This is a genomic window from Erwinia sp. SLM-02 (assembly GCF_037450285.1).
Taxonomy (GTDB): Bacteria; Pseudomonadota; Gammaproteobacteria; order Enterobacterales; family Enterobacteriaceae; genus Erwinia.
The window spans coordinates 529,880-554,407 of the sequence record NZ_JAQISN010000002.1 but is presented as its reverse complement, the minus strand read 5'-3'; the positions used below and the strand labels follow the sequence as shown (position 1 = coordinate 554,407).

Here is a 24,528-nt window from a genome sequence, read left to right as displayed (position 1 = left end):
CTTAGTGAGTGATATCCATTTCTACCATCCCGGTCTCGTAACCATATTTTGACAGGGTTTCAATGCTGACTTTCTGTGTCGAGGCCAGGATCTCAGGCGTTTTTACCTGCACTTTTAAAGACTGCCCCGGCAGGATGTAGGCCTTATCCAGCAGCGCCGTTTTATTCGAAGGTAATAGCGTGATCTCCTGTGCCAGCCTGACGACGTATTTTCCCGGATTGTTAACGGTCAGCGTTTTCCCCTGTAATGACCAGACGAGCTCTTTCCACGGGTCGGCAATAATGGGCAGACCTTTGGGGTGAATAATAACCGGGATATTGTGGCGAATGTTCAAATCGATGGTGTTTTCATCGCCCTCTTTTTTAGGATGGATCCCTTCGAATACCACCCGCTTCAGGTGTTCCTGCTGCAGGGGGCGCTCGCTGACAAGAATGAAGCGTACGCGCTGAGTTTTATGTGCTCCTACGCGCGTAACCGGTTGAGTGGCGAAAAGCTTTGGCTGAGGATCGTCAGGTAAATTCAGGATTTTAACGTAGAGCAATGCTTCACGATCCTCCTGGTTCTGAACGTTCATACTTCCGCCACCTTCCGCTTCTTTAATAAATAACATTGATGATTCAGGCTTCATAATTGCAGCTGAAGGCAACGCCGTTGAGAAAAGCATCAAAGAAAAGACAGGCTGAATATAAATTCGGAAGTTCATAATGCCTCTGGTGATAATAAAGAGGGGAACCCGTGGGTTCCCCGAATGGATATTCAAAAAAAGGCGCAATTACAGATAGACAAGATCGTAGGTCGCCTGGCCATTCAGTTCGATAGCGTCGCCGGTGCTCAACTGCTTCGTTGCATTGATGAAAGGCTGAATTTTCAGATTAATTTGGTGCTGACGTCCCATCTGTGGGACCTGGCCAGAGTTGGCCCAGCTATACATGGTGCTGCTGGTGGGATCGAGGGCGGCTCCGGCATTCATGACGTCCCAGGACTGGCCGGAAACTGAGCTCAGGAAGTTGGTGATTTTTGAGTTATCAATCGTTCCGCTTTCCATTGTGACGGTATAGCCGCCAATAGCGGCACCGCTCGGTGTTTTGCCGAGGCTAAACACCTCTTTCATATCCATACCCGTAATGCCAGTCTTGCCCGCGCCCTCTGCGACATCTCTTGCTTTAAAGCCAACGCCGCTTGCTGTGGGGCAGCTAATCGACAGACTGGCGTTCAACGCAGGTAATGCACTGAAGTTATCTTCTGAAAGGAGAGCGGGGTTGATTTTACCCACTGTCAGTGATGAGGAGGTTCCGCCATTGAAGCTGATATTGCAGGTTGGGGGAACAATTTTACCTGTAATACTCATGGATGCCGTTGAGTTTGCCGCAGTCGCTACGTTGACGGTTGCTATCGCTGCAACAAGAGAAACGAGAATTGTCGTCTTTTTCATTAGTATATTCCTTTACCGGACAGATTTATAAGAATAAACGCACTGCTGAATTCACAGGCTGTTTATTCAATCCTTCACTGTTATGAACTCTTTTTCATAACGCGATAAATGGTATCCGTATTTCGTCTGGAGGTCATCTATAAAAAATAAAAACACCTTTAATGGTTTTTAATGTCGCAATGATGGAATTGTTTGGTTTTTTTTCTGGCTTTAAGTCGAGGCGTTCTTCTGATTTTTTATGAATATTATCGGTTTTGTTGCTATTAAGTGTTTTTTAAACGGGTGTTGTTAACTCTTTTATTGTCGACACAATGGTTTATTTATAAACAGGCTGCGTGTTGAATTTTTTGGATATTTACTGATTGAATTTTTATTTTGTATTTTGGGGGCTGTTTTTCAGGCTTTCCCTGCAGGCGTCGCCTATTCATGGTCTTATAAAATCCATTTCTCTCGTATACTTTAATAAAGGATATGCAGGTAGTGACCCTTGTGTGACGTTTTTATGCACGCACGCCTGACAACCCTTACCGGTATCCACTGCGCACTGGTGCCTCATGGCTGTTTTTTTTTGCCGTCGAAAAGGGTATAAGTAGGTGCGCACATCGTGGCCTGAATGATGCTGTTTTCGCAGGTAAAGGATGCCCAAGGCTCACCTTATGTCTGCCTGACTCTGATGATAATAAATGAGGATTATAATGCGGATTAACTTGTTGGGACTCTCCGTCGCGGCGCTGCTGTTGGCGGGTTGTAGTACTTCTAATACGCTGAGTTCTGCGGGCGAGCGCGTCACTTTTACCGATCAGCAACCGGCCAGTAGCTGCCAGCTGTTGGGTAATTTGACCGGTTCGCAGAGTAACTGGTTCTCAGGTTCTGGCGGGGAAGGCAGTTCTCTGCGCGGTGCGGCAAATGACCTGCGCAACCGTGCGGCTGAGATGGGCGGTAACGTGATTTATGGTGCAACCAGCCCAACGCAGAACATCTGGTCCAGCTTTGCACCACTCGACAGTAAAATGAGCGGCCAGGTCTATAAGTGCCCTTGAGGGCAGCAAAATGAGCGGGGTGGATAGCCATCCACCCACTATTCTCAGGCCTGAGGCGAATGCCTGCCTCGTCGGTCTCGGCTTATTCCTGCCGTAGTTGTAAATCGAGCGGTGTTTTGCTCGGCTCCCCACCGATTTCGCGCGCCAGCGTCGGCACCAGATAGCCTGAAACCATCCCCAGCAGCTCACGCACGATAGCGCGGGCCCGATCGTCATCCACGTAAAAATGCGCGGCGCCCTGCACCTTATCCAGCACATGCAGGTAATAGGGCAGAATACCGGCATCGAACAGCGCGTTGCTCAGCGCCGCCAGCGTTGCCGCATTATCATTGACGCCGCGCAGCAGCACGCTCTGATTGAGCAGGGTTACCCCGGCACGCTTCAGCATGCGCATACCGTGACGGAGATCATCGTCAATTTCCTGCGCGTGGTTAATATGGCAAACCAGCAGCGTCTGCAGGCGCGATTGCGCCAGGCGCTGGCACAGGGATTCGGTAATACGTCGGGGGATCACAACGGGCAGGCGGCTGTGGATACGCAGGCGCTTAATATGCGGGATGCGTTCCAGTTCTCCGATCAGCCAGTCCAGTTCGTGATCTTTTGCCATCAGAGGATCGCCGCCGGAGAAAATAATCTCATCCAGTTCTGGCTGCTCTCGGATATACTCTAGCGCCTGCTGCCAGTTGCGCTTATTTCCCTGGTTATCTTCATAAGGGAAATGGCGGCGGAAGCAATAGCGGCAGTTAACGGCGCAGCCGCCTTTAACCAGCAACAGCGCACGATTTCGATATTTATGTAACAGACCCGGCACCACGCTGCTCTGCTCATCCAGCGGATCGGTACTGTAACCTGGCGCATCAACAAACTCCTGCTGCGAGGTGATCACCTGCAGCAGCAGGGGATCCTGCGGATCGCCCCTGCGCATGCGCGCAGCAAACGCCCGCGGCACTCGCAGTGCGAAAAGTCGGCGTGCACCATGGCCTGAAGCCAGTTCAGGGTCATTCTGCAACGCTAAAAGTTGCAGTAATTCATCGGGATCGGTGATTACATCGGCTAGTTGATGCAACCATTCTTCTCGTGCAGGGGTATTTAGGGTTACAATGTGTGCCATTTTTTTGGCTTAGTACCAGTAATAAAATTGTAGAGGGCCTTTATGGCGACTTATTCTAGCAACGATTTCCGTCCCGGTCTTAAAATCATGTTCGAAGGCGAACCTTATGCCGTCGAAGCCAGCGAGTTTGTTAAACCAGGCAAAGGCCAGGCTTTCGCACGCGTAAAAATGCGTCGCCTGCTGACCGGCACCCGCGTTGAGAAAACCTTTAAGTCTACCGACTCCGCGGAAGGCGCTGACGTGGTTGATACCAACTTGAACTACCTGTACAACGACGGTGAGTTCTACCACTTCATGCACCCTGAAACCTTCGAACAGCATCCTGTTGAAGAAAAAACCGTGGGTGATGCGGCTAAATGGCTGCTGGACAACGCAGAGTGTATCGTGACCCTGTGGAATGGCAAACCAATCCAGGTACTGCCACCGAACTTCGTTGAGCTGGAAATCACCGACACCGATCCAGGCCTGAAGGGTGATACCGCAGGTACCGGCGGTAAGCCAGCGACACTGAGCACCGGCGCGGTAGTGAAAGTGCCTCTGTTCGTGCAGATTGGCGAAGTGATTAAAGTTGATACCCGTTCTGGCGAATACGTTTCACGCGTAAAGTAAGCCTGAATTAACAGGGGTTCGGTTAACCGGCCCCTGTCCGCACGTTTTTCCTTTTTATCATCGCCTTCAGAGCAATTGAATAAATTACGGCTATGCTTAAAGCGCTGTTCTTTATTAATGATTAAAAGGAAATTGCCATGAAGAAAAGTATTTTAGCCATTCTTTCCGTTCTGGTCCTCTCTTCCGTTTTGACTGCCTGTAACACTACGCGCGGCGTAGGCGAAGATGTCGAAGCGGGCGGTCAGGCAATTCAAAAAAGTACTCAGTAATCAGTGTGTCAGGCCGGTACACTGTACTGGCCTGACAACCGGTTAAAGCGTCTCACCCCCGATAGTAAAATCCCCTTGAGCCGCCGGCGCTACAGCGTCACCACGCCAATTATCGTCACCACGCTTAATATCGCCGCCAGGCCATAGCACAGCCATTTGCTGCCGGGAATATGCACTTTCAGATCGTGCAGTCCGTGATGAAGGCGATGCATGCTGCACCACAGGGGCAGAATAATGGCCAGCAGCAGGAAGATACGGCCGACAAAAGAGGTGGCGAAGCCCATTATTCGCGTGTAGCTGAAGGCTTCTTCCGGCGCCCAGCCGACGGGCAACAGCAGACCGACGAGCAGGATCAGCACCGGGCTGAACATCGCCGTCCACATGCCACCCGCACCAAACAGCCCCCAGAAGATCGGTTCATCAGAACGTTGCGGTATTGCTTTCATTTGTGCTCCTTACGCCCACAGCGCAGCGGCCAGGACCGCAAGACTGAGAACGATCGTTATGATCCATAACCCTTTAATCAGCGGTTCCGGCGGCAGCTTTTCCCCTTTAACGATAATGATCGACGCCTTGGGCGCCAGATCGAACCAGGTTTTGGTGTGCAGCAGCGCGGCGGCCAGCGCCAGCACATTCAGCAATAACGTGACGGGGTGCTGCAAAAAGGTGACATAGCCTGCCCAGCTTTCTGGCCCATGCTTGAGGGCAAACAGGCCGAAGATCAGTTCCAGACTGAACCACAGCGCGGGGATCGCCGTACTTTCGCGCAGCATATAGAAGCGGTAGAAGGGCAGAGAGCGCCACCAGCCGGACTCCACCGGGCGGCAGTAAGGATTGCGTTTTGTCATCATTTCGGTCTTCCTTAATGAGGTTTCAGCGTGGCGATAAGAAAGTCCCGGCTGCTCTCTATTTTCCCCTGCTGAATGGCGGCCGCCGGATCAACGTGTTTTGGGCAGACTTCGGAACAGAAGCCGACGAAGGTGCAGCTCCAGACGCCGTTCTCTCCGTTTAACTGCGGCATGCGCTGTGCTTTACCGCGATCCCGACTGTCCAGGTTGTAGCGATGGGCGAGGGTAATAGCGGCAGGGCCGATAAATTCCGGATTCAGCCCAAACTGCGGGCAGGCGGCATAGCACAGGCCGCAGTTGATGCAGCCGGAGAACTGATGATATTTCGCCATTTGCGCCGGCGTCTGGCGCCCTGCGCCCTGAGCGACACTGCCCGTATTGCCGATGATCCACGGTTTGATCGCTTCCAGGCTTTCAATAAAGTGGGTCATGTCCACAATCAGATCGCGTTCGATGGGGAAATTGGCCAGCGGTTCAATCTTCATGCCCTGGGGATAGTCGCGCAGGAAAATTTTGCAGGCGAGTTTCGGTATGCCGTTGACCATCATTCCGCAGGAGCCGCAGATGGCCATTCTACAGGACCAGCGGTAAGACAGATCGAACGCGAGGTTGTCCTTGATATAGCCCAGCGCATCCAGCAGCGAGGTTTGTTCATCCCATGGGACGCTGAAGATTTCGTGGCGCGGCAGCCGATCGCTCTCGGGGTTGTAACGCAGAATATCGATTTTACGCAGGGCGTTATCACTCATTGACGGGCTCCTTTTGGCTGTTATCCTCCGATGCGGCACCGTACACGCGCTGTGCCGGGGGCAGGTGAGTAATGGCTACCGGAGCCCAGCTGATGGAGGGCGCGGCCTGGGGATTAAAGAAGGCCAGGCTGTGCTGCAGATATTTTTCATCATTGCGCTCGGTACAACCTTCATCCAGGCGCTGGTGCGCCCCGCGCGACTCTTTCCGCTGTATCGCCGAATGGGCCATACATTCCGCAACGTCCAGCCCGTGTTTCAGCTCGAGGGTGTACAGCAGTTGCGTATTGAAGACGCTCGAACTGTCGGTAATCGCCACGTTTTCAACCCGCTGCTTGAGTTCGGCGAGCTTGTCGATCGTCTTCTGCATCAGGTCCGGCGTGCGGTAAATACCACAGCCTTCTTCCATCGCCATGCCCATCTCATCGCGCAGTGCCGCCAGATTCTCACCGCCCGTCTGGTGGGCCAGCGCGTGCAGGCGACGTTCGATATCGCTGCTCTGGGCGCCGATCGCGCTATAGGAGACCGGATGCGGGTGGGCGCAGCGCTGCGCGGCCTGCTCGCCTGCCAGGCGGCCGAACACCACCAGCTCCGCCAGTGAGTTTGAGCCGAGGCGGTTGGCGCCGTGCAGACCAACGGAAGAACATTCACCGACGGCAAACAGACCCTGGATTCGGGTTTCACAATGGGTATTGGTTTCGATGCCGCCCATGGTGTAATGGGCGGTAGGGCGCACGGGGATCGGAGTATTAACCGGATCGACGCCGACGTAGGCTTTGCTGAGTTCACAGATAAACGGCAGGCGTTCATGCAGCTTCTTCGCGCCAAGGTGGCGTAAATCCAGATGCACCACATCACCACGCGCGGTGGCAATGGTGTTGCCCTTGCGCCATTCGTGCCAGAACGCCTGAGAAACTTTGTCGCGCGGCCCCAGCTCCATATATTTGTTTTTCGGCTGGCCGACGGGCGTTTCCGGCCCCATACCGTAATCCTGCAGATAGCGATAGCCGTCTTTATTCACCAGAATGCCGCCCTCACCGCGACAGCCTTCGGTCATCAGGATCCCGGACCCCGGAAGGCCGGTCGGGTGATACTGCACAAACTCCATATCACGCAGCGGCACGCCGTGGCGGAAGGCCATCGCCATGCCATCGCCGGTGACGATGCCGCCGTTGGTGTTATAGCGATAAACGCGCCCCGCGCCGCCGGTGGCGAGGATCACCGAGCGGGCACGTACCTCAATCAGCGTGCCCTCCATCATACTGAGCGCCACCAGGCCGCTGGCGACACCGTCATCCACCAGCAGATCGAGGACAAAATATTCATCCAGGCGCTGGATTTGCGGATATTGCAGAGAGGTCTGGAACAGCGTGTGCAGCATGTGGAAGCCGGTTTTATCGGCGGCGAACCAGGTTCGTTCATTTTTCATGCCGCCAAAGCGACGCACGCTGACGGAACCGTCCGGCTGGCGGCTCCACGGGCATCCCCAGTGCTCCAGCTGTGCCATCTCCTGCGGGCAGTGCTCCACGAAGTAGTCCACCACCGGCTGCTCGCAAAGCCAGTCTCCACCGGCAACCGTATCGTGAAAGTGAGACTCGAAGCTGTCCTGCGAGGTGGTGACGGCGGCAGCACCGCCCTCCGCCGCGACGGTGTGGCTGCGCATCGGATAGACCTTTGAAATCAGCGCTATCTTCAGCCGTGGGTTCGCTTCCGCGGCGGCAATGGCTGCACGCAGTCCTGCCCCCCCGCGCCCACAATGACTATGTCGACAGTCAGGATTTGCACATGTTCCTCCCTGCTTAACTTTATGTAGTAATTACATAGGGTTGGCGAAGTTTTTCCGCCAGTCTGTGCCCAGTATACTTTGGCTAAAAATGCGCTGACTTGATGTGTTCGGGTATTTGGGTGGGTAGCGTAGAAAAAGCGTACAAAGGGTTTCTGGCGGTGAGGAACGGTTTTATTCCGTGCAGAATTGTGCGGAACGCCAGGGACAGGTAGACTTCTTGCCCTGACTGACTTTGGAGTAGAAAAGATGAGCGAAACGGCCAGCTGGCAGCCGAGTGCATCCATCGCTAATTTGTTAAAACGAGCGGCGATCATGGCTGAAATCCGGCGTTTCTTTGCCGATCGTGGCGTGCTGGAAGTGGAAACCCCGGCGATGAGCCAGGCCACGGTCACCGACGTCCACCTGTTCCCCTTCCAGACGCGTTTCGTGGGGCCAGGCGCATCGGCAGGCATCGACCTCTATCTGATGACCAGCCCGGAATACCATATGAAGCGGCTGCTGGCCGCGGGCAGCGGACCGATTTATCAGCTGTGCCGCAGCTTCCGCAATGAAGAGATGGGGCGCCACCATAACCCGGAATTCACCATGCTGGAGTGGTACCGCCCGCATTACGACATGTACCGCCTGATGAATGAGGTGGACGATCTGCTGCAGCAGGTGCTGGAATGCGCGCCGGCGGAAACCCTCTCTTATCAGCAGGCGTTTATCCGCCATCTGGAGATCGATCCGCTGTCTGCCGACAAGGCTCAGCTGCGTGAAGCGGCAGAAAAGCTCGGCGCGGGCGATCTGGCGAACCGCGAAGAGGATCGCGATACGCTGCTCCAGCTGCTGTTTATGCTTGGCGTGGAGCCGGAAATTGGCAAAGACCGCCCGGCGTTTGTTTACCACTTCCCGGCAACTCAGGCCTCGCTGGCGGAGATCAGCACGGAAGATCACCGCGTGGCGGAACGCTTTGAGGTTTACTTCAAGGGGATTGAGCTGGCGAACGGCTTCCGCGAACTGACCGACAGCCGCGAGCAGCGGCAGCGTTTTATGCAGGATAATAAAAAGCGCGCGGCGGCAGGTTTACCGGAGCAGCCGATCGATAACAATCTGCTGGATGCGCTGGCGCACGGTTTACCGGAATGTTCCGGCGTGGCGCTGGGCGTTGACCGTATTATCATGCTGGCGTTAAAGGCCGAGCAGCTGAGCGAGGTGATTGCCTTTACGGTGGATCGCTGCTGACAGCTACTCAGCCCCTTCGCTGCAAGAGGTCCCGAACGGGACCTTTTTTTTCGGCATAACGCGCTGAAAGCCTGCAGGCGTGGCTGCATCAGCAACCCGCTGACGCCGGTTCCCCGACGCACAGCGCGGCAGGCCAGCAGCTTACAGGCCACCCGATTTATAGGTTCTTGCCACCGGAGCCCCGTTGCTGGCCGGCGTTTTACGGCCAAGGGTTTCCATCCGCACCTGGAACGGTGGGAACGGCATCTCCAGCCCGTGTTCCTGATAGCCGCGCAGAATAAGCTGATGCAGCTCATGACGCAGCGGCATGCGGTGCCCCATCTCTGCGGCGTGGATACGCAGCTCAAACAGCTGGATCCCCTGCTGCAGGTCGACGAGGAAAGCTTCCGGCTGCGGTGTTTCCAGCACGTAGCTACAGCGATGGGCTGCCTGCAGCAGGACGTTGGTCACCTCTTCACTGTTGGCTTCCGCCGCGGCCGGGATAGTCAGCACCACGCGCGTAACCGAGTCGGAGAGCGACCAGTTCACGAACTGCTCGGTGATAAACGCCTTGTTCGGCACGATAATCTCTTTGCGATCCCAGTCGGTAATGGTGGTCGCGCGGGTATTAATTCGGGTGATGCTGCCGGTCAGATCGCGAATGGTGACGGTATCGCCGATACGAATCGGTTTTTCAAACAGGATAATCAGACCGGAGATAAAGTTAGCGAAAATCTCCTGCAGGCCGAAGCCCAGTCCCACACCCAGCGCCGCGACCAGCCACTGTAGCTTCGACCAGTCAACGCCAATCATCGAGAACCCGGTCAGCCCGCCGATCAGGATCAGCAGATACTTGGTCACGGTGGTGATGGCGTAGCCGGTACCCGGTGTGAGATCGAGATGCTGTAGCAGCGCCAGCTCCAGCAGGGCAGGCATGTTGCGGACCAGCTGCGTGGTGATAATCAGCACCAGTATGGCGATCAGTACCGAACCGAGGGTAATCGGCTGCAGGCTTTCCACGCCCTGAATGGTGGTGCTGACGTCCCACAGACGGATATTCTCGAGGAAGCCGAATGCGGAATGGATTTCCGACCAGAGCACGATGACGGAAACCAGCGCGATCAGCGTCAGAATGGAACGTACCAGTCGTAATGACTGGGCGCTGATGGCATCAAGATCGATAACCGGTTCTTCCACATCAACGCTGTCAGCGGCGCTCTGCTGCGCCGCGGCTTCCTCTTCGCCGCGTGCACGCTGGGCCAGGATCTCCGCCCGGCGATGACGGGCACGATCGAAGGCAATCCGGCGGCGCTGGATCAGCATCCAGCGGCGAATAATGTGGTAGATCACCAGCAGCAGGAACCAGATAGCCACCGAGGTTTCCAGCCTGGCGAGCAGCGCCTGGGCCGTCGCCAGATAGCCAATGCAGGACGCCAGCGCGGCAATCAGCGGAATGGCAATCATCACATTCCACAGGATGTTATTGATGAAGTTCTCGCCGTTGCCCTCCTTATCAAGGTGCAGCGGAATGCCGGCGCGCTTCAGGCTGACGGTCACCAGGCTCAGCGCGCCGCAGATCAGAATAAAGCACAGGCGGCCCAGCGTGGCGGAGAATTCGCGGTCTTCGAGATTATCAAAGGCGATAAGCACCATCATCAGCGGCACAACCAGGCCAATACACAGCGTGTAGAAGCGCATCGCCCGGGCCACACGCGTTTGCGGCCAGCGGAAGTGGATGATAAACAACCCCTGCGGGCGGGCGAAGGTAGCGCTGATCATAAAGGCCCACAGCAGCGGCACGCTGGCGGTGACGCCATCGCCAACGGCAACCGCAATAGGATACGGCCAGGCGTGCTGTAAGCCGTAGCCCAGCGCGGCCCAGAGTACCGGCAGGGGCAGGGCAACGAGAATCGACCAGAACACCGTGCGTAGCGTCAGGCTGAAGTGGTCCAGGGTGACTTTACCGACCTTGCTGGACGCGCGTTCGAGAAAGTTACGGAAGTGCCGGCGAGAACTGATACTGAAACCCACCAGCAGGATCGCACCCAGAATGGGCATAACCGTTTCGCGGCTGGTGACCATCATCACCAGTGCGCCACCCAGCTGACCCAGGGTATCCAGCGACAGCAGGCGCTGCAGGTCGCGCGCCAGGTCGAGCGGGTAGCTGATACTGATCGGGCTGACGTCCGCAATCCAGAACAGATAGCGGTGGGTCGCCTCTTTCACTTCATTCAGCGCATCCACCAGCTGGCTGTTACCGACCTTGAGTTTGGTGACTTCGAGGATCAGGTTATCGCAGCCGGAAAGCAGCGAGGTGAGCAACTCACGTTGGGTTTTTAGCTGCGCGTCGAGGATGCGGCGCTGCTCGCTGGTCAGATTGCTGTTGTCATCCTGGCGCAGCTGTTTCAGCGTCTGCTGGCGCTCCAGCAGATCTTCGTAGTGCAGCCGCTGCACGCGCAGCTGCGCCATCTCGTTATCCAGCTGCTGCGGTTTCGGCATATCCGGCAGGCGAGAAACCTGCGCTCTGAGCGCCTCACCCAGCACATTGGACATGCCCAGCCACTGCGACTGCTCACGCAGCGTGCTCAGCGCCTGGCGGACCTGGATCGTCTGGTTGGCGGCGGTACGCTGCTGTGACGCGACGAGATCCATCCGCTGCGCCTGCTGATTCAGCGCGGCGGAGAGTTCACGGTTCACGCGGAACTGCTCGGCGATGCCTTCCGGCATATCCCCACTGTTTTCCGCCAGCTGCTCGGTGCGGGCCAGCGCCATCTCCGCTTCGCGCTGGCGCAGACCGTTAAGCTGGTTGCGCAGATCCTGCAGATAGGCGTCCAGCTGGCTGGCCTTGAGCTGGTGGATCTCCGCCCGCATCCGCGCCAGTTCCTGGCGGTTATTTGCGGACAGCTGCGCCAGCTCCAGCTCGTCAACCCGCGCTTTCTGCGCGGCGGATTCTGCCTGGCGCGATGCCAGCTGCGCCTGTGCCAGCGGGGTGGTCGCCGTTGGCTGACCCTGCAGGCGGCGCTCCACTTCATTCAGGCTGCGCCGGGCATCGGTTTGCTGTAGCGGAAGCTGGGAGAGTGAATCACTGATTTCACGGGCGCGATCCTGTTCCTGCTGCGACAGACGCCCCTCTTCCAGCAGCTGGCTGCTGACCTGCAGAATTTCCTGATCGAGGTCGGCCGCGCTCATATTGCTGCGCAGCTGCTTATTGCTGTCGGTCAGGTTGGCAATCTGCTGGCGTAATTCACGGGAAAGCTTAGGAAAGTCATCAATGACCTGCTGATATTCCTGGGTTTTATCCAGCGAGGATTTCTGTTCATCCAGCCAGTTCAGGGTTGACTGCAGGGCATCGACAACTTCCGCCTGATTCGCAGTCGTTTTGTCTGACTTCGCCTGTTCAAGTTCCTGTTTGATTTGCGCGGCATCCGGTGCGCTGGCGGCGTAGAGCGGCTGGAGAAGACTCCAGCCTAACAAAATAGTGAGGATCAGGCGTGACATGGCAATCCGCTATGGATGATGAAGAACGTCTTCCGCACTGTCTTTTTGCAGTGCGATGGCCAGCGTCTCACCCAGGCGGACTTTGCTTTCCGCAGCCAGGCTTTCAGCCAGTTTTACTTTACCTTCGGCAAACAGGTTAATCACCGTAGAACCGAGTTTGAAGCGGCCCATTTCCTGGCCTTTCAGCAGGACAACGGAACCTTCAGCGTCCGCACCCGGGAAGCTCCAGCGCTTAATTACGCCTTCACGCGGTGGGGTTACGGTGCCCGCCCAGACGGTTTCGATGCTGCCCACGATGGTTGCACCAACCAGAATTTGCGCCATGGGGCCAAATTCAGTATCGAACAGGCAGATGACTCTCTCATTACGGGCAAACAGATTCGGGATGTTCTGTGCGGTGAGCGGATTCACGGAATACAGATCGCCGGGAACGTAGATCATCTCACGCAGGATGCCGTTGCACGGCATATGCACGCGGTGATAGTCGCGCGGCGCAAGATAAGTGGTCACAAATTCGCCGTTGCGGAACATCGCCGTCATCTTCTCATTGCCGGCCAGCAGGCCTTCCAGCGAGTAGGTGTGGCCTTTGGCCTGGAAGATTTGCTCGCCGTCGATATGCCCCAGCTGGCTGATCGCGCCATCGGCAGGCTGTACCAGCAGGTTTGCATCGGCAATCAGCGGGCGCGCGTCATCGCGCAGCGGGCGGACGAAAAAGTCGTTAAAGGTGCGATAGCTGGCGGTATCCGGCTTCTGCGCCTCTTTCATATCCACTTTATAGAACCACACAAAAACGTCGATGACCGCTTTGGTCAGCCATCCGCCGCGTTTGCTGGCACCCCAGCCGGCAAGTTCAGTCAGGGCCTTTTTAGGCAGTAAATTATTCAGGCCGAGTTTAATACGATCCAACACGTGAGCCTCCTGGCTTAAATCAGACAGCGAAAAATAAATGGGGGCGGATTGTAACAGCGCCCGGCGGTTAAGGCTATTGCCTGACCGGGCACCGTCGGTCAGCTGACCGGAAGCCGCCTGTTTTGGGCGGGCAGCTTCCATTTACGTGATAAATTACAGATTGTTAGTCTTTGTCAGAGCTGAAGTTACGGCGCGTCTTTGCCTGCACTTCGGACATGCTTTCCAGAATGTGGTGATAGTTGACGAAGCGCGACTCGTCGATTTCGCCATTATCAACCGCTTCACGGATAGCACATCCCGGATCGGCATCATGCTTGCAGTCACGGAACCGGCATCCGCCTAGATACTTACGAAATTCGACAAATCCGAGGGTGATTTGTTCCGGTTCCAGATGCCATAAACCGAATTCGCGTACGCCGGGGGAGTCAATCACGTCGCCGCCGTGTGGGAAGTGATAGAGGCGGGCAGCGGTGGTGGTGTGCTGACCCAGGCCGGAAACGTCGGAAACGTCGTTGGTGAGGATTTCGTTGCTGCTGAGATCCAGGCCGAGCAGGGCGTTAAGCAGGCTGGATTTACCCACGCCTGACTGGCCGGCAAAGATGCTGACGCGCCCGGTCAGCGCCTCTTCCAGCTCGACAAGACCCTGTTTTTCATGGCTGGAGACCATCAGCACCCGGTAGCCAATCCGGCGATAGATATCCATCTGCTCGTCGACGAATTTGCGGCCTTCGTCGTCGAGCAGATCGGTTTTGTTCAGCACCAGCAGCGGCTCTACGTCCAGCGTTTCGCTGGCGACCAGATAGCGGTCAATGATGTTCAGCGACAGCTCGGGCAGAATCGCAGAGACAATCACGATCTGATTAATATTCGCGGCGATAGGTTTCACCCCATCGTAGAAATCCGGGCGGGTCAGCACCGACGTTCGCTCATGCACGGCTTCAACGATACCTTTCACCGTTGCGCCGCCCTCCACGCCCGGACGCCACAGCACGCGGTCACCGGTCACGAGCGAACGAATGGTACGACGAATATTACAGCGGTGTACCGAACCATCCGCATCTTCCACGTCAACGTGCATACCAAACCGGCTGATCGCTACGCCATCCCGCGCCTCGCCGAACAGGCTGTCATCCGGTTCGGGCTTGTCGGCACGCTGCTTGAGGCGTCGATCGTGGTTAGCACTCACGCGACGTTGTTGACCTTTGGATAGTTTGTTTTTACTCACTGTTCCTCACACGAATCAGGCATGTTTCGCCCTACGGGGGCAAAACGTCTATCATACACGCTAATTAACGACAATGCCGCTTTGACCACAGTGAGATGCACTATGACCGCGAATGCTAATAACCTGATTTGGATTGATCTTGAGATGACTGGCCTGGACCCGGAGCGGGATCGTATTATCGAGATCGCGACGCTGGTTACCGATGCCAATCTGAATATTCTCGCGGAAGGGCCGGTATTTGCCGTACACCAGTCCGACGCCCAGCTGGCGCTGATGGATGACTGGAACGTGCGCACGCACACCAACAGCGGACTGGTTGAGCGGGTTAAGGCCAGCCAGCATGACGATCGCGCGGCCGAACTGGCCACCATTGAATTCCTCAAAGAGTGGGTGCCCGCTAACAGCTCACCGATTTGCGGTAACAGCATCGGTCAGGATCGCCGCTTCCTGTTCAAATACATGCCGGAGCTGGAAGCCTACTTCCACTATCGCTACCTGGACGTCAGCACGCTGAAAGAGCTGGCGCGCCGCTGGAAGCCTGAAATCCTGCCGGGCTTTAAAAAGCAGGGATCGCACCAGGCGATGGATGATATCCGCGAATCCGTGGCCGAGCTGTCCTATTACCGCGAGCATTTCATCCAGCTGTGAGGACGACGGGGGGCAGTGCGTGAGATTTTTTGCCTCGGTTGCCGCGTTTCACCCCCTGAACTGCTGATAAATTCTCCTTTTTGCCGTGTTTATCAGCAGTCAGAACGAAAAGCTCAAAATTTTATGACAACAGGATTGCGCAGGGAACAAATCTCCGTATAATTCGCACCCCGTACCGGTGAAGAAATTACATCGCTACGACTTAGCGGGAATAGCTCAGTTGGTAGAGCACGACCTTGCCAAGGTCGGGGTCGCGAGTTCGAGTCTCGTTTCCCGCTCCAAATTTTGTTTCACCGTGCAAGCGGTAGAACAGTAGAAAAAGGATCCTGACGGGTCCTTTTTTTATGCCTGAAATTCACGCCTGTACAGGCCGGTTTCTTCCGCGCCCGCGAATTTAACGTCCTCATATTTTCTGCTCAGCCCGGCGAAATCTCAGCGCGATGCTCCCTCCGCCCGAAGGGTGTGACCGGCCGTTGCCCGGTACGCCATACATACGCGTAACCTGCCGATCGCCCAATCGTTTTCCCGTATTTGCCAACGCGCTCCGTATCCTTAATCCGCACGGTCTCTTTAAAAAGGCGCAGATATAAGACAACGTCAGCAGGAAAAATGGCAAAAACAGGGTGGTTATTGCTCTTTTTGAGCGAATTTATAGCAGTCGGCACGTTTAAGACGAAAAAGCACCGTGGGGGGGTTGTCAGCCTGTAATAACTGGTCCATAATAGCGCCCATTCCTGATTCGGGAATGAAGTAAAAGATTTAAAAATCAAACAATTACCTACTGTTTGATAGTAGCACCACTCCTAAGCGGGAATAGCTCAGTTGGTAGAGCACGACCTTGCCAAGGTCGGGGTCGCGAGTTCGAGTCTCGTTTCCCGCTCCAAGTTTTCTTCCAGTCATCCTCTCTTTTGCCCCTGTCAGTCAATAACCAGCGTGAATTTTTTCTGCTGAATTCTCTGTTGAACGACCAAAAAATCCTGATCTGATATTTATCGTTATGCTGGCAGTATGTCCACAACGCCGCAGACACCGTTCGCCGCTTATGCAAAACCCGCGTTTATCCCGCCTGCCCTGGCTCGTTTCTGCCCTGTGTAATTTCAACGCCCCGCCGGAACGCTCAGCGGAGCGCCTCTGCCGTTTCCTGTGCCAGTGCGATAAACGCTCTGGCGGCTGCCGTTTGCCAGGCCCCTTTCCTGTACAGCAGTACGGCGGTTCTTTGCAGCAGGGTTGGCGTTAAAGGAATGGCGATCAGCGCGTCGTGTTCAAGTGCAATCCTTGTCGGGAGCAGCGTGGCAAGGCGGGTACGGCGGATGATCTCAATGACCGCACTCAGGGAATTTGCCTCCATCATCACCTGCGGAAAGATCGCATTCTGTCTGAAATAGTGGTCAATCTGCTCGCGCGTGGCGAACTCGGACGTCAGTAGCACCAGACGCTCTTTGTCGAGAGCCTGCAGGGCGAGGGTATCCCTCACGGCCAGCGGGTGCGACTGCGCCACGACCAGCGCCAGCGTTTCCACCAGCAGTGGCTGCGCTGCAATCTCGGCCATGCCGACGTCGGAAAAGGCCACGCCGACATCAATATCATCATTAGCCAGACCCTGTTCGATCAGATCCTGTGGCATTTCGCGCACGCTCAGCGTGATGTTGGGATGGCGATCGTGAAAAGACGCGATCAGGGGTCCCAGAAGATAGCGGGTAAATGTTGGGGTCATGGCCAGACGTAACGAACCGCTGCTGAGATTATCAACGTCATGAATGGCCCGTTTTCCTTCGGCCAGGTCGCATAAAGCGCGGCGAGCATAGCGGGCATAGATGTCCCCGGCATCGGTCAAACGCAGCGTGCGCCCGGAGCGATCGAAAAGCTGGGCACCGAGCGTTTCTTCCAGCTGCTTGATTTGCTGGGATAACGCAGGCTGAGAGACAAAAAGCGCGGCGGCGGCACGGGTAAAACTGCGGTGCTCAGCCACGGCCAGAAAGTAATGGATATGTCGAAGAAGCATAGCTGGACCTATAATTAAAACTTATAGGGCTGATTATATATCAGACTTTTACATTATACATCTGCAGGCCTAACCTTCGTGGCGTACACAACGTTCAACGAAGAGGCTACACATGCAAGAGATTGTTGACGGTTTCCTGAAGTTTCATCATGAAGCTTTCCCCAGCCGGGCAGAATTATTCAAAAACCTGGCCACGCAGCAACAGCCCCGGGCGCTGTTTATCTCCTGTTCGGACAGCCGCATGGTGCCTGAACTGGTTACCCAGCGTGAACCGGGAGATCTGTTCGTGATCCGTAATGCGGGAAATATCGTTCCCAGCTACGGGCCAGAACCCGGGGGTGTTTCCGCATCGGTGGAATACGCCGTCGCCGCACTCGGCGTCGCCGATATTGTCGTCTGCGGCCATTCAGACTGCGGGGCCATGAGCGCAATTGCCTCCTGCCAGTGCCTCGACCACATGCCTGCAGTAGCCAGCTGGCTGCGCTATGCCGATTCTGCCCGCGTCGTTAACGCCGCACGCCCGCACCAAAACCCGCAGGCGCGTATTGCTTCTATGGTGCGTGAAAACGTGATTGCCCAGTTGGCCAATCTCCGAACGCATCCATCCGTCTGCCTGGCGTTAGCGGAAGGCAAGGTCACGCTTCACGGTTGGGTATATGACATCGCCAGCGGAGAGATTCAGCGCTGGGACGAAATCCACAGGCAATGGACACCCCTGGCGGAACATCGCGACGCCCGGGTGGGCGCGGCTTAATTTATCCATTTCAAAGGACAATATAATGATTCAGTCACAGGTTAATTCGACTTCTCGTCAGGCACTTACCGAAACTATTCTGTTAGCTAAAGCCCGGAAAGATTTGTCTTTCGAGCAGATCACCGCCGGAACCGGCCTGAGCATCGCATTTGTTACCGCCGCGCTGCTGGGTCAGCACCCGTTACCTGCCGATGCAGCCCGTAAGGTAGGGGAAAAACTTTCGCTGGATAGCGACGCCGTGCTGTTGCTGCAGACGATCCCTCTGCGCGGCTGCATCACTAACGCGGTGCCTACCGACCCGACGATCTATCGTTTTTATGAAATGCTGCAGGTTTACGGCACAACGCTGAAAGCGCTGGTTCACGAGAAATTCGGTGATGGCATCATCAGCGCTATCAATTTCCGCCTGGATATTCAGAAGGTTGCCGACCCGGAGGGGGGAGAGCGGGCCGTTATCACGCTGGATGGAAAATATTTACCGACCAAGCCTTTTTAATCAGTAAGGGAGAACAGTATGGACTTTGTACAACGCACTATCGACCTGGCGATGAAAAATGTCGAAGAAGGCGGGCGCCCGTTTGCCACGGTTATCGTTCGCCATGGTGAAGTGATTGCGGAAAGCGCAAATCAGGTTGCCCAGACGAGCGATCCAACGGCGCATGCGGAAATACTGGCAATCCGCGAGGCCTGCCGCAAGCTGGGCACTGAGAATTTAACCGACTGCGTCATTTATATTCTCGCCAGCCCCTGTCCGATGTGTCTGGGATCGCTATACTATTGCAGCCCGGAGAAAGTTGTTTACCTCACTACCCGGGAAGATTATGCGCCCTGGTATCAGGATAATCGCAAGTACTTCGAGCTGGATACCTTCTATGCGGAGTACGCCAAGCCGGTGGAACAGCGTCGACTGCCGATGGTACAGGTCAAGAATGGCGCTGCCATTAAGGTCTATCAGCGCTGGAAGGAACTGAACCCGGCTTAGCCGAGGCGGCATGCGGGCCGGGCGGCCCGCGCTGACACGTGACCGCCCGGATCCGGTGCGCTGTACTGCTGATTATGTGAGCGATGTGAATTTTTTTTGAAGCAGGCCTTGCCAGCGCGAAAAAACAGGTCCATAATACCGTCCTCTCCTCGGGAATCGAGGGGTAAAGTTAGTAAAATCAATAAGTTACAGAAATTTTGTGCAGTAAAGCAGCACCACTCCTAAGCGGGAATAGCTCAGTTGGTAGAGCACGACCTTGCCAAGGTCGGGGTCGCGAGTTCGAGTCTCGTTTCCCGCTCCAAATTGGTTTTCATTTCGTTTTTTTCCACATAATTATCCACAGCGCCTGCTGCGGAGATTTCGCGTTTTTATTCCTGAGCAAAAAGGGTTTTAAACAGAGTTATCCACAGGATGATTTTACCCGCCCCTCAATTGCCTGATAAGCAAATTCTTACGTTTTTTATATAACTTGTTGTTTTTTATCTATTTGTGAATATTTCAAATTGTTATCTGGATCGCTTGTCATTTCTGTGAAGGTTGAATGACAACGGTTTTTTATTTTTATTCACAACATGTGGACAACTCGCCCGCAGCGTTAAAAAGTTCCGATTGTGCAATTATGCATCGCGCGGTAAACCTTTCTCAACGGCGCGTACCAGGCGTCTTTGCTGGCTGCTTTGCACCTCAACCGCATTTTCATCGCGCTTTGCCAGCTGGCAGGCCACGGCCCAGCGGATATGCTCATCCAGCATCGCATTCTCCCCGAGCCTCGCTTCTAACGCCTCAAGATGCGCTGCGTCCCACGGTGCGTTGCCCAGTGCGACGGCCACATTACGCAGCCAGCGCAGGTGCCCGATGCGGCGAATCGCCGATCCTTCCGTAATGCGCAGGAATTTTGCCTCGTCCCATGCAAACAGCTCGATAAGCGGTGGCGCGTGCAGCACCGCGCGCGGGCTGAAATCATCTTCATCGGTGAGCTGGCCGTAGCGGTTCCACGGGCAAATCAGCTGGCAGTCATCGCAACCGTAAATGCGATTGCCAATCAGCGGACGGAATTCCTCCGGAATTGCCCCTTCCAGCTCGATGGTCAGGTAGGAAATACAGCGCCGGGCATCCACCTTGTAAGGTTCTACAATGGCCCCGGTGGGGCAGGTGGTGATACAGGCGACGCAGCGCCCGCAGTTTTCTTCCACCGGGCGGTCAACGGGAAGCGGTAAATCGATCAGCAGTTCGCCAAGAAAAAACCACGATCCCGCTTCACGATTGAGGATCAGCGAGTGCTTACCGGTCCAGCCGAGGCCAGCCTTCGCCGCCAGAGGACGCTCCAGCACCGGCGCGGAGTCCACAAACGGACGAAATTGCGCTTCCGCACAGCGTTCACGGATCATATCGCCTAACTTTTTTAGACGGTTACGCAATACTTTGTGGTAATCACGGCCAAGAGCATAGCGACTAACATAGCCCAGACGCGGGTTTCTCAGCGTACTGGCAAAGGCCGCTTTGGCTGGCAGATAGTTCATGCGCACGCTGATCACCCGAAGCGTGCCGGGCATCAGTTCATGGGGACGGGCGCGCATCATGCCGTGACGCGCCATCCAGTCCATCTCTCCGTGATACTGTTTATCCAGCCAGGCCTGCAGCCGCGGCTCCTCCAGCGTTAAATCGGTATCGCAGATACCGACCTGCTGAAAGCCGAGCGCCAGCCCCCACTGTTTAATATCCAGGGCAAGTTGATGAAAATCGAGAGGATGTGACATGAAAAACCTGAACCAGCAGAAAGACGAGTCTAGTTTACCCTATTCTGTCTGGCCTGTGGAGGCGACAGCTCAGCTTGAACGGGAAGGCGCGGACGCGCTGGGCATAACTCTGTTCGAACTGATGCAGCGGGCGGGCGAAGCGGCATTTAACCAGATGCGGAACCGGTGGCCAGATTCTCGCCGCTGGCTGGTTCTCTGTGGGCATGGCAATAACGGGGGCGATGGTTTTATCGTTGCGCGCCTGGCGAAATCTGCCGGGCTGACCGTGACGCTTATCGCCGTGGAAGGGCGCCGTGCGCGACCGGATGAAGCGCAGCAGGCGCGCGACGGCTGGCTGGCGGCGGGCGGCGTGATTCACGATCCCAGCGTCGACTGGCCGGACGACGCCGAGGTGATTGTTGATGCCCTGCTGGGGACCGGGATAAACCGGGCTCCTGCTGCCCCCTACGATTGTCTGATTGAAAAGGCTAACCGCCATGCCGCCCCTGTTTTTGCCGTTGATGTGCCCTCAGGGTTAGTCTCCACTAACGGTACAACGCCCGGCGTGGCGATCGACGCGAAATCAACCCTGACGTTTATTGCCCTCAAGCCCGGGTTGCTGACCGGCAAGGCGCGTGACCATGTCGGGCAGCTTCACTATCACAGTCTTGGGCTCGATTCCTGGCTTGCGACGCAGCTGTCCCCGATCGCGCGCTATGATGCCGGTTATCTCTCCCACTGGCTTAAGCCACGGCGTCCCACGTCCCACAAGGGCGATCACGGTCGCCTGCTGCTGGTGGGGGGCGATCACGGTACGGCGGGGGCAATACGCATGGCCGCCGAGGCGGCATTACGCACCGGCTCGGGACTTGTGCGAGTGCTTACTCACATTGAAAATGTCGCGCCGCTGCTAACGGCCCGTCCCGAACTGATGGTGCAGGAGTTAACCTCTGCCGCCCTGGATGAAGGGCTGGAATGGGCCGATGTCATTGTTATCGGGCCGGGGATGGGTCAGGGTGCGTGGGGTAAAAAAGCCCTTAAAAAGGTAGAAAACTCTCATAAACCGATGCTTTGGGACGCCGACGCGCTTAACCTGCTGGCAATCAGTCCCGATAAACGTCAAAATCGGATTATTACGCCTCATCCTGGTGAAGCGGCCAGGCTGCTGAATGTGAAGGTGAGTGAAATTGAGAGTGACCGCTTACATGCGGTCCGCCGCCTTGTAAAACGCTATGGCGGCGTGGTGGTTCTGAAAGGTGCCGGCACGCTGGTGGCGGACGACGGTGACCGGCTGGCAATTGCTGACGTGGGCAATGCCGGCATGGCCAGCGGCGGTATGGGAGATGTGTTATCAGGTATCATCGGTAGCCTGGCAGGGCAAAAGCTCTCGCTCTACGATGCTGCCTGCGCAGGATGCGTTGTGCACGGAGCGGCAGCTGAAGCGGTGGCCGTACGCATGGGAACACGCGGCATGCTGGCCACCGATCTGTTTTCCGAGCTCTATCTGTTTGTCAATCCTGAGATGTCGAATACAAAAGAATGATGACCTGTGTAATCGCGTTGCCCGATGAGGCAGCAACCCTCGCATTGGGTGCCCGACTGGCCCGCGTCTGTTACGGCGCGGCAACTCTTTATCTGTACGGCGATCTGGGCGCGGGAAAAACGACCTTCAGTCGCGGATTTCTGCAGGCGCTGGGGCATCAGGGGAATGTGAAAAGTCCAACCTACACGCTGGTAGAACCCTACGAGCTGGCGGATCGTCGCGTGTATCATTTTGACCTCTATCGCCTGGCCGATCCGGAGGAGCTGGAGTTTATGGGGATCCGCGATTATTTCACCAATGACAGCATTTGCCTGGTCGAGTGGCCACAGCAGGGAACCGGCGTGCTGCCGGAGCCGGATATGGAGCTGCATCTGAGCTACCAGGGGCATGCGCGCCAGGCGGAACTGCGCGCCCGTTCCGCCGCCGGTGAGTCCATGCTGCAGCAGTTTGCATCACAGCAGGGTGAGGGATAATGCGGCAGATTAAATCCTGGTTTTTGCTCCTCCTGTTCTTCTGTTCGTTTGCCTCCGTGGCGGCAAGCCTTTCAGACATTAAAGTCTCCAACGGCAGCGACGAAGCGAAAGTGACGTTGAGCTTTGCCGGGCAGCCGATTTACGCTTTCTTCCCGCTGCATAATCCTGAACGCGTGGTGCTGGATATCCGCCAGAGTGGCATTGTTGGCGGGCTGCCGCTGACCTTCAGCGGCGAAAATATTGTTAAACGCATCCGCTCCAGCGAGGCAAAAGACAGCCAGAGCATCCGTCTGGTGTTCGAACTGACCCAGCCGGGTAAAACCCGCGCGGCCACCCAGCGCAATGGCAGCAGCTACGATGTGGTATTCACGATTAGCGGCTCCCGCCCGGCGAAAGTGGCCAGCCGTCCTGCAACAGTCAGCAGCGGCCAGGCATCACGTGCAGCGGTCAGCAGCAGTACGGCTTCCCGACCGGCCAGCAGCCAGCCGGAGAAAAACCCGTTTAATGCCAATCCGGTGACGGCCGTCACCAGCGGCACGCAAACCGCCCGCCCGCGCAGCACCTCGGCCAGCAGCAGCGATACGGTGATCGTGGCCATTGATGCCGGACACGGCGGCCAGGATCCGGGCGCTATCGGCGGCGGCGGTCTGAAAGAGAAAAACGTGACCATCGCCATCGCACGCAAGCTGAAAGCGCTGCTGAATGACGACCCGATGTTCAAAGGCGTGATGACACGCGATGGGGATTACTTTATTTCCGTCATGGGCCGCTCCGATGTGGCGCGTAAGCAAAACGCCAACCTGCTGGTGTCGATCCACGCGGATGCGGCGCCTAACCGCAGCGCCTCTGGGGCGTCGGTTTGGGTGCTCTCTAATCGTCGTGCTAACAGTGAGATGGCAGGCTGGCTGGAGCAGCATGAGAAGCAGTCTGAGCTGCTGGGCGGTGCGGGCGATCTGTTAGCCAACAGCCAGGCGGATCCCTACCTCAGCCAGGCCGTACTGGATCTGCAGTTCGGCCACTCGCAGCGGGTGGGATATGATGTTGCTGTGAAAGTTATTGCTCAGCTGCAGCGCGTAGGCGCGCTGCACAAGCGTCGTCCGGAACATGCCAGCCTGGGCGTTCTGCGCTCGCCGGATATTCCGTCCCTGCTGGTGGAAACCGGCTTTATCAGCAACCCTTCGGAGGAGCGACTGCTTGGCAGTAGCGCTTACCAGCAGAAGATTGCCGAGTCGATTTATAAAGGCTTGCGCAACTACTTCCTGGCGCACCCGCTACAATCGGTCCCAAAGGAGGAAAACCGACCGTTGCAGTCCGCAGCGGCGGTTGAAGTAGAAGCGAATCCGGCCCCGGCAGGCACACGGTATACCGGTGCAACCCAGCGTCACGTCGTGAAACGCGGCGAGACGCTTTCGGGCATTGCCGCGCACTATGGCGTCAGCATGGCAACGCTGCGTACCCTGAATACGCTGAAGAAAGATGTCGTCTGGGTGGGGCAGCGCCTGAAAGTGCCGGCGGGGAGCGTCAGACAAATCGCCAGCACGGCTAAAGCCGCGAAACCGCAACGGCATAAAGTGGTGCGGGGTGACTCACTGACGGCGATTGCTGCAAAGTATGGCGTCAGCCCGCAGGCGATTCAGCAGGCGAACAAAATGAAAACGCAGAACGTGATGCTGGGTCAGACTTTGACCATCCCTACGTCATAACCGAGGAAGAT

At 56.2% G+C, this 24,528-nt stretch carries 23 protein-coding genes and 3 tRNA genes; 14 read left to right on the top strand and 12 right to left on the bottom strand.

From position 1 onward, the window contains the following. Nucleotide 1 precedes the first annotated feature (1 nt). Nucleotides 2-703 carry a fimbria/pilus chaperone family protein gene (locus PGH32_RS15775; protein WP_337894507.1) on the bottom strand — a complete coding sequence of 234 codons (702 nt, stop codon included), beginning with the start codon at nt 701-703 and terminating at the stop codon, nt 2-4. A 69-nt stretch (nt 704-772) separates the two neighbouring features. Further along, the gene (locus PGH32_RS15770) at nt 773-1,432 is read right to left on the bottom strand and encodes a hypothetical protein (RefSeq protein WP_314417606.1); all 660 of its coding nucleotides are present in this window, start codon (nt 1,430-1,432) and stop codon (nt 773-775) included. Between the two features lie 695 nt (nt 1,433-2,127). On the opposite strand from PGH32_RS15770, the gene PGH32_RS15765 reads away from it, so the two are divergent. Further along, complete coding sequence (locus PGH32_RS15765) at nt 2,128-2,472, top strand: DUF4156 domain-containing protein (RefSeq protein ID WP_314417608.1); 345 nt, start codon at nt 2,128-2,130, stop codon at nt 2,470-2,472. Between the two features lie 82 nt (nt 2,473-2,554). Here the strand turns inward: PGH32_RS15765 and epmB are convergent, their stop codons facing one another. Next, nucleotides 2,555-3,583: an EF-P beta-lysylation protein EpmB gene (gene epmB / locus PGH32_RS15760; RefSeq protein ID WP_314417609.1), complete on the bottom strand. Its 1,029-nt coding sequence runs from the start codon at nt 3,581-3,583 to the stop codon at nt 2,555-2,557. 42 nt (nt 3,584-3,625) lie between these two features. Between epmB and efp the strand changes: the two genes are divergently transcribed. After that, nucleotides 3,626-4,192, top strand: coding sequence for an elongation factor P (gene efp / locus PGH32_RS15755; RefSeq protein ID WP_314417611.1), 567 nt, complete (start codon nt 3,626-3,628; stop codon nt 4,190-4,192). Nucleotides 4,193-4,329: 137 nt separating this feature from the next. Continuing rightward, the gene (locus tag PGH32_RS15750) at nt 4,330-4,461 is read left to right on the top strand and encodes an entericidin A/B family lipoprotein (RefSeq protein ID WP_314417612.1); all 132 of its coding nucleotides are present in this window, start codon (nt 4,330-4,332) and stop codon (nt 4,459-4,461) included. Nucleotides 4,462-4,550: 89 nt separating this feature from the next. On the opposite strand, the gene frdD is transcribed toward PGH32_RS15750, so the two are convergent. From frdD to frdA, 4 genes are read right to left on the bottom strand one after another with little or no spacing between them, the layout of a single operon-like run. Continuing rightward, a complete protein-coding gene (gene frdD / locus PGH32_RS15745; RefSeq protein ID WP_314417613.1) occupies nt 4,551-4,907 on the bottom strand; it encodes a fumarate reductase subunit FrdD in 357 nt (118 codons plus the stop codon). 9 nt (nt 4,908-4,916) lie between these two features. After that, nucleotides 4,917-5,312: a fumarate reductase subunit FrdC gene (gene frdC / locus PGH32_RS15740; RefSeq protein ID WP_337894506.1), complete on the bottom strand. Its 396-nt coding sequence runs from the start codon at nt 5,310-5,312 to the stop codon at nt 4,917-4,919. An 11-nt stretch (nt 5,313-5,323) separates the two neighbouring features. Beyond that, nucleotides 5,324-6,058 (bottom strand): succinate dehydrogenase/fumarate reductase iron-sulfur subunit, encoded by a 735-nt coding sequence (locus PGH32_RS15735; RefSeq protein ID WP_337894505.1) that lies wholly within the window; start codon nt 6,056-6,058, stop codon nt 5,324-5,326. Further along, nucleotides 6,051-7,790, bottom strand: coding sequence for a fumarate reductase (quinol) flavoprotein subunit (frdA, locus tag PGH32_RS15730; protein WP_443112798.1), 1,740 nt, complete (start codon nt 7,788-7,790; stop codon nt 6,051-6,053). The genes PGH32_RS15735 and frdA overlap by 8 nt, the downstream gene beginning before the upstream one ends. 297 nt (nt 7,791-8,087) lie before the next feature. Here frdA and epmA point away from each other — a divergent pair, with 297 nt between their 5' ends. Further along, nucleotides 8,088-9,065 carry an elongation factor P--(R)-beta-lysine ligase gene (gene epmA / locus PGH32_RS15725; protein WP_314417618.1) on the top strand — a complete coding sequence of 326 codons (978 nt, stop codon included), beginning with the start codon at nt 8,088-8,090 and terminating at the stop codon, nt 9,063-9,065. 141 nt (nt 9,066-9,206) lie between these two features. On the opposite strand, the gene mscM is transcribed toward epmA, so the two are convergent. From mscM to rsgA, 3 genes are all read right to left on the bottom strand, one after another. After that, the gene (gene mscM / locus PGH32_RS15720) at nt 9,207-12,542 is read right to left on the bottom strand and encodes a miniconductance mechanosensitive channel MscM (protein ID WP_314417620.1); all 3,336 of its coding nucleotides are present in this window, start codon (nt 12,540-12,542) and stop codon (nt 9,207-9,209) included. A gap of 9 nt (nt 12,543-12,551) precedes the next feature. Further along, the gene (gene asd, locus PGH32_RS15715) at nt 12,552-13,451 is read right to left on the bottom strand and encodes an archaetidylserine decarboxylase (RefSeq protein ID WP_314417622.1); all 900 of its coding nucleotides are present in this window, start codon (nt 13,449-13,451) and stop codon (nt 12,552-12,554) included. Nucleotides 13,452-13,614: 163 nt separating this feature from the next. Further along, nucleotides 13,615-14,676 carry a small ribosomal subunit biogenesis GTPase RsgA gene (rsgA, locus tag PGH32_RS15710; RefSeq protein ID WP_314417624.1) on the bottom strand — a complete coding sequence of 354 codons (1,062 nt, stop codon included), beginning with the start codon at nt 14,674-14,676 and terminating at the stop codon, nt 13,615-13,617. Nucleotides 14,677-14,778: 102 nt separating this feature from the next. Here rsgA and orn point away from each other — a divergent pair, with 102 nt between their 5' ends. From orn to PGH32_RS15695, 3 genes are all read left to right on the top strand, one after another. Then, a complete protein-coding gene (gene orn / locus PGH32_RS15705) occupies nt 14,779-15,324 on the top strand; it encodes an oligoribonuclease (RefSeq protein WP_105592095.1) in 546 nt (181 codons plus the stop codon). Nucleotides 15,325-15,529: 205 nt separating this feature from the next. Beyond that, nucleotides 15,530-15,605, top strand: a tRNA-Gly gene (locus tag PGH32_RS15700). Nucleotides 15,606-16,131: 526 nt separating this feature from the next. After that, a tRNA-Gly gene (locus tag PGH32_RS15695) sits at nt 16,132-16,207 on the top strand. 234 nt (nt 16,208-16,441) lie between these two features. On the opposite strand, the gene cynR is transcribed toward PGH32_RS15695, so the two are convergent. Beyond that, entirely contained in the window at nt 16,442-17,326 is an 885-nt protein-coding gene (gene cynR, locus PGH32_RS15690; RefSeq protein WP_337894504.1) for a transcriptional regulator CynR, read from the bottom strand. A gap of 112 nt (nt 17,327-17,438) precedes the next feature. Between cynR and PGH32_RS15685 the strand changes: the two genes are divergently transcribed. The 4 genes from PGH32_RS15685 (at nt 17,439) to PGH32_RS15670 (ending at nt 19,363) form a co-directional block, all read left to right on the top strand. Next, the gene (locus PGH32_RS15685; protein ID WP_314417629.1) at nt 17,439-18,080 is read left to right on the top strand and encodes a carbonic anhydrase; all 642 of its coding nucleotides are present in this window, start codon (nt 17,439-17,441) and stop codon (nt 18,078-18,080) included. 25 nt (nt 18,081-18,105) lie between these two features. Next, complete coding sequence (gene cynS, locus PGH32_RS15680; protein ID WP_314417631.1) at nt 18,106-18,576, top strand: cyanase; 471 nt, start codon at nt 18,106-18,108, stop codon at nt 18,574-18,576. A gap of 18 nt (nt 18,577-18,594) precedes the next feature. Continuing rightward, nucleotides 18,595-19,062, top strand: a complete 468-nt coding sequence (locus PGH32_RS15675) for a nucleoside deaminase (protein ID WP_314417634.1) — start codon at nt 18,595-18,597, stop codon at nt 19,060-19,062. 225 nt (nt 19,063-19,287) lie between these two features. Beyond that, nucleotides 19,288-19,363, top strand: a tRNA-Gly gene (locus PGH32_RS15670). Nucleotides 19,364-19,679: 316 nt separating this feature from the next. On the opposite strand, the gene queG is transcribed toward PGH32_RS15670, so the two are convergent. Further along, nucleotides 19,680-20,819, bottom strand: coding sequence for a tRNA epoxyqueuosine(34) reductase QueG (queG, locus tag PGH32_RS15665; protein WP_314417636.1), 1,140 nt, complete (start codon nt 20,817-20,819; stop codon nt 19,680-19,682). Here queG and nnr point away from each other — a divergent pair. Genes nnr through amiB form a run of 3 tightly spaced genes read left to right on the top strand, consistent with a single transcriptional unit; the run spans nt 20,818 to nt 24,517 of the window. Continuing rightward, complete coding sequence (nnr, locus tag PGH32_RS15660) at nt 20,818-22,341, top strand: bifunctional ADP-dependent NAD(P)H-hydrate dehydratase/NAD(P)H-hydrate epimerase (RefSeq protein WP_337894503.1); 1,524 nt, start codon at nt 20,818-20,820, stop codon at nt 22,339-22,341. The two genes, queG and nnr, sit on opposite strands and share 2 nt — an antisense overlap. After that, nucleotides 22,338-22,814 carry a tRNA (adenosine(37)-N6)-threonylcarbamoyltransferase complex ATPase subunit type 1 TsaE gene (tsaE, locus tag PGH32_RS15655; protein WP_314417639.1) on the top strand — a complete coding sequence of 159 codons (477 nt, stop codon included), beginning with the start codon at nt 22,338-22,340 and terminating at the stop codon, nt 22,812-22,814. Before nnr ends, tsaE begins: the two co-directional genes overlap by 4 nt. Continuing rightward, a complete protein-coding gene (gene amiB, locus PGH32_RS15650; RefSeq protein WP_337894502.1) occupies nt 22,814-24,517 on the top strand; it encodes an N-acetylmuramoyl-L-alanine amidase AmiB in 1,704 nt (567 codons plus the stop codon). Before tsaE ends, amiB begins: the two co-directional genes overlap by 1 nt. The last annotated feature ends 11 nt before the right edge of the window (nt 24,518-24,528 follow it).

Coding starts and splice junctions, on each gene's coding strand:
- PGH32_RS15775 (WP_337894507.1), bottom strand. CDS start 703: ATGAACTTCCGAATTTATATTCAGCCTGTCTTTTCTTTGATGCTTTTC.
- PGH32_RS15770 (WP_314417606.1), bottom strand. CDS start 1,432: ATGAAAAAGACGACAATTCTCGTTTCTCTTGTTGCAGCGATAGCAACC.
- PGH32_RS15765 (WP_314417608.1), top strand. CDS start 2,128: ATGCGGATTAACTTGTTGGGACTCTCCGTCGCGGCGCTGCTGTTGGCG.
- epmB (WP_314417609.1), bottom strand. CDS start 3,583: ATGGCACACATTGTAACCCTAAATACCCCTGCACGAGAAGAATGGTTG.
- efp (WP_314417611.1), top strand. CDS start 3,626: ATGGCGACTTATTCTAGCAACGATTTCCGTCCCGGTCTTAAAATCATG.
- PGH32_RS15750 (WP_314417612.1), top strand. CDS start 4,330: ATGAAGAAAAGTATTTTAGCCATTCTTTCCGTTCTGGTCCTCTCTTCC.
- frdD (WP_314417613.1), bottom strand. CDS start 4,907: ATGAAAGCAATACCGCAACGTTCTGATGAACCGATCTTCTGGGGGCTG.
- frdC (WP_337894506.1), bottom strand. CDS start 5,312: ATGATGACAAAACGCAATCCTTACTGCCGCCCGGTGGAGTCCGGCTGG.
- PGH32_RS15735 (WP_337894505.1), bottom strand. CDS start 6,058: ATGAGTGATAACGCCCTGCGTAAAATCGATATTCTGCGTTACAACCCC.
- epmA (WP_314417618.1), top strand. CDS start 8,088: ATGAGCGAAACGGCCAGCTGGCAGCCGAGTGCATCCATCGCTAATTTG.
- mscM (WP_314417620.1), bottom strand. CDS start 12,542: ATGTCACGCCTGATCCTCACTATTTTGTTAGGCTGGAGTCTTCTCCAG.
- orn (WP_105592095.1), top strand. CDS start 14,779: ATGACCGCGAATGCTAATAACCTGATTTGGATTGATCTTGAGATGACT.
- cynR (WP_337894504.1), bottom strand. CDS start 17,326: ATGCTTCTTCGACATATCCATTACTTTCTGGCCGTGGCTGAGCACCGC.
- PGH32_RS15685 (WP_314417629.1), top strand. CDS start 17,439: ATGCAAGAGATTGTTGACGGTTTCCTGAAGTTTCATCATGAAGCTTTC.
- cynS (WP_314417631.1), top strand. CDS start 18,106: ATGATTCAGTCACAGGTTAATTCGACTTCTCGTCAGGCACTTACCGAA.
- PGH32_RS15675 (WP_314417634.1), top strand. CDS start 18,595: ATGGACTTTGTACAACGCACTATCGACCTGGCGATGAAAAATGTCGAA.
- nnr (WP_337894503.1), top strand. CDS start 20,818: ATGAAAAACCTGAACCAGCAGAAAGACGAGTCTAGTTTACCCTATTCT.
- queG (WP_314417636.1), bottom strand. CDS start 20,819: ATGTCACATCCTCTCGATTTTCATCAACTTGCCCTGGATATTAAACAG.
- tsaE (WP_314417639.1), top strand. CDS start 22,338: ATGATGACCTGTGTAATCGCGTTGCCCGATGAGGCAGCAACCCTCGCA.
- amiB (WP_337894502.1), top strand. CDS start 22,814: ATGCGGCAGATTAAATCCTGGTTTTTGCTCCTCCTGTTCTTCTGTTCG.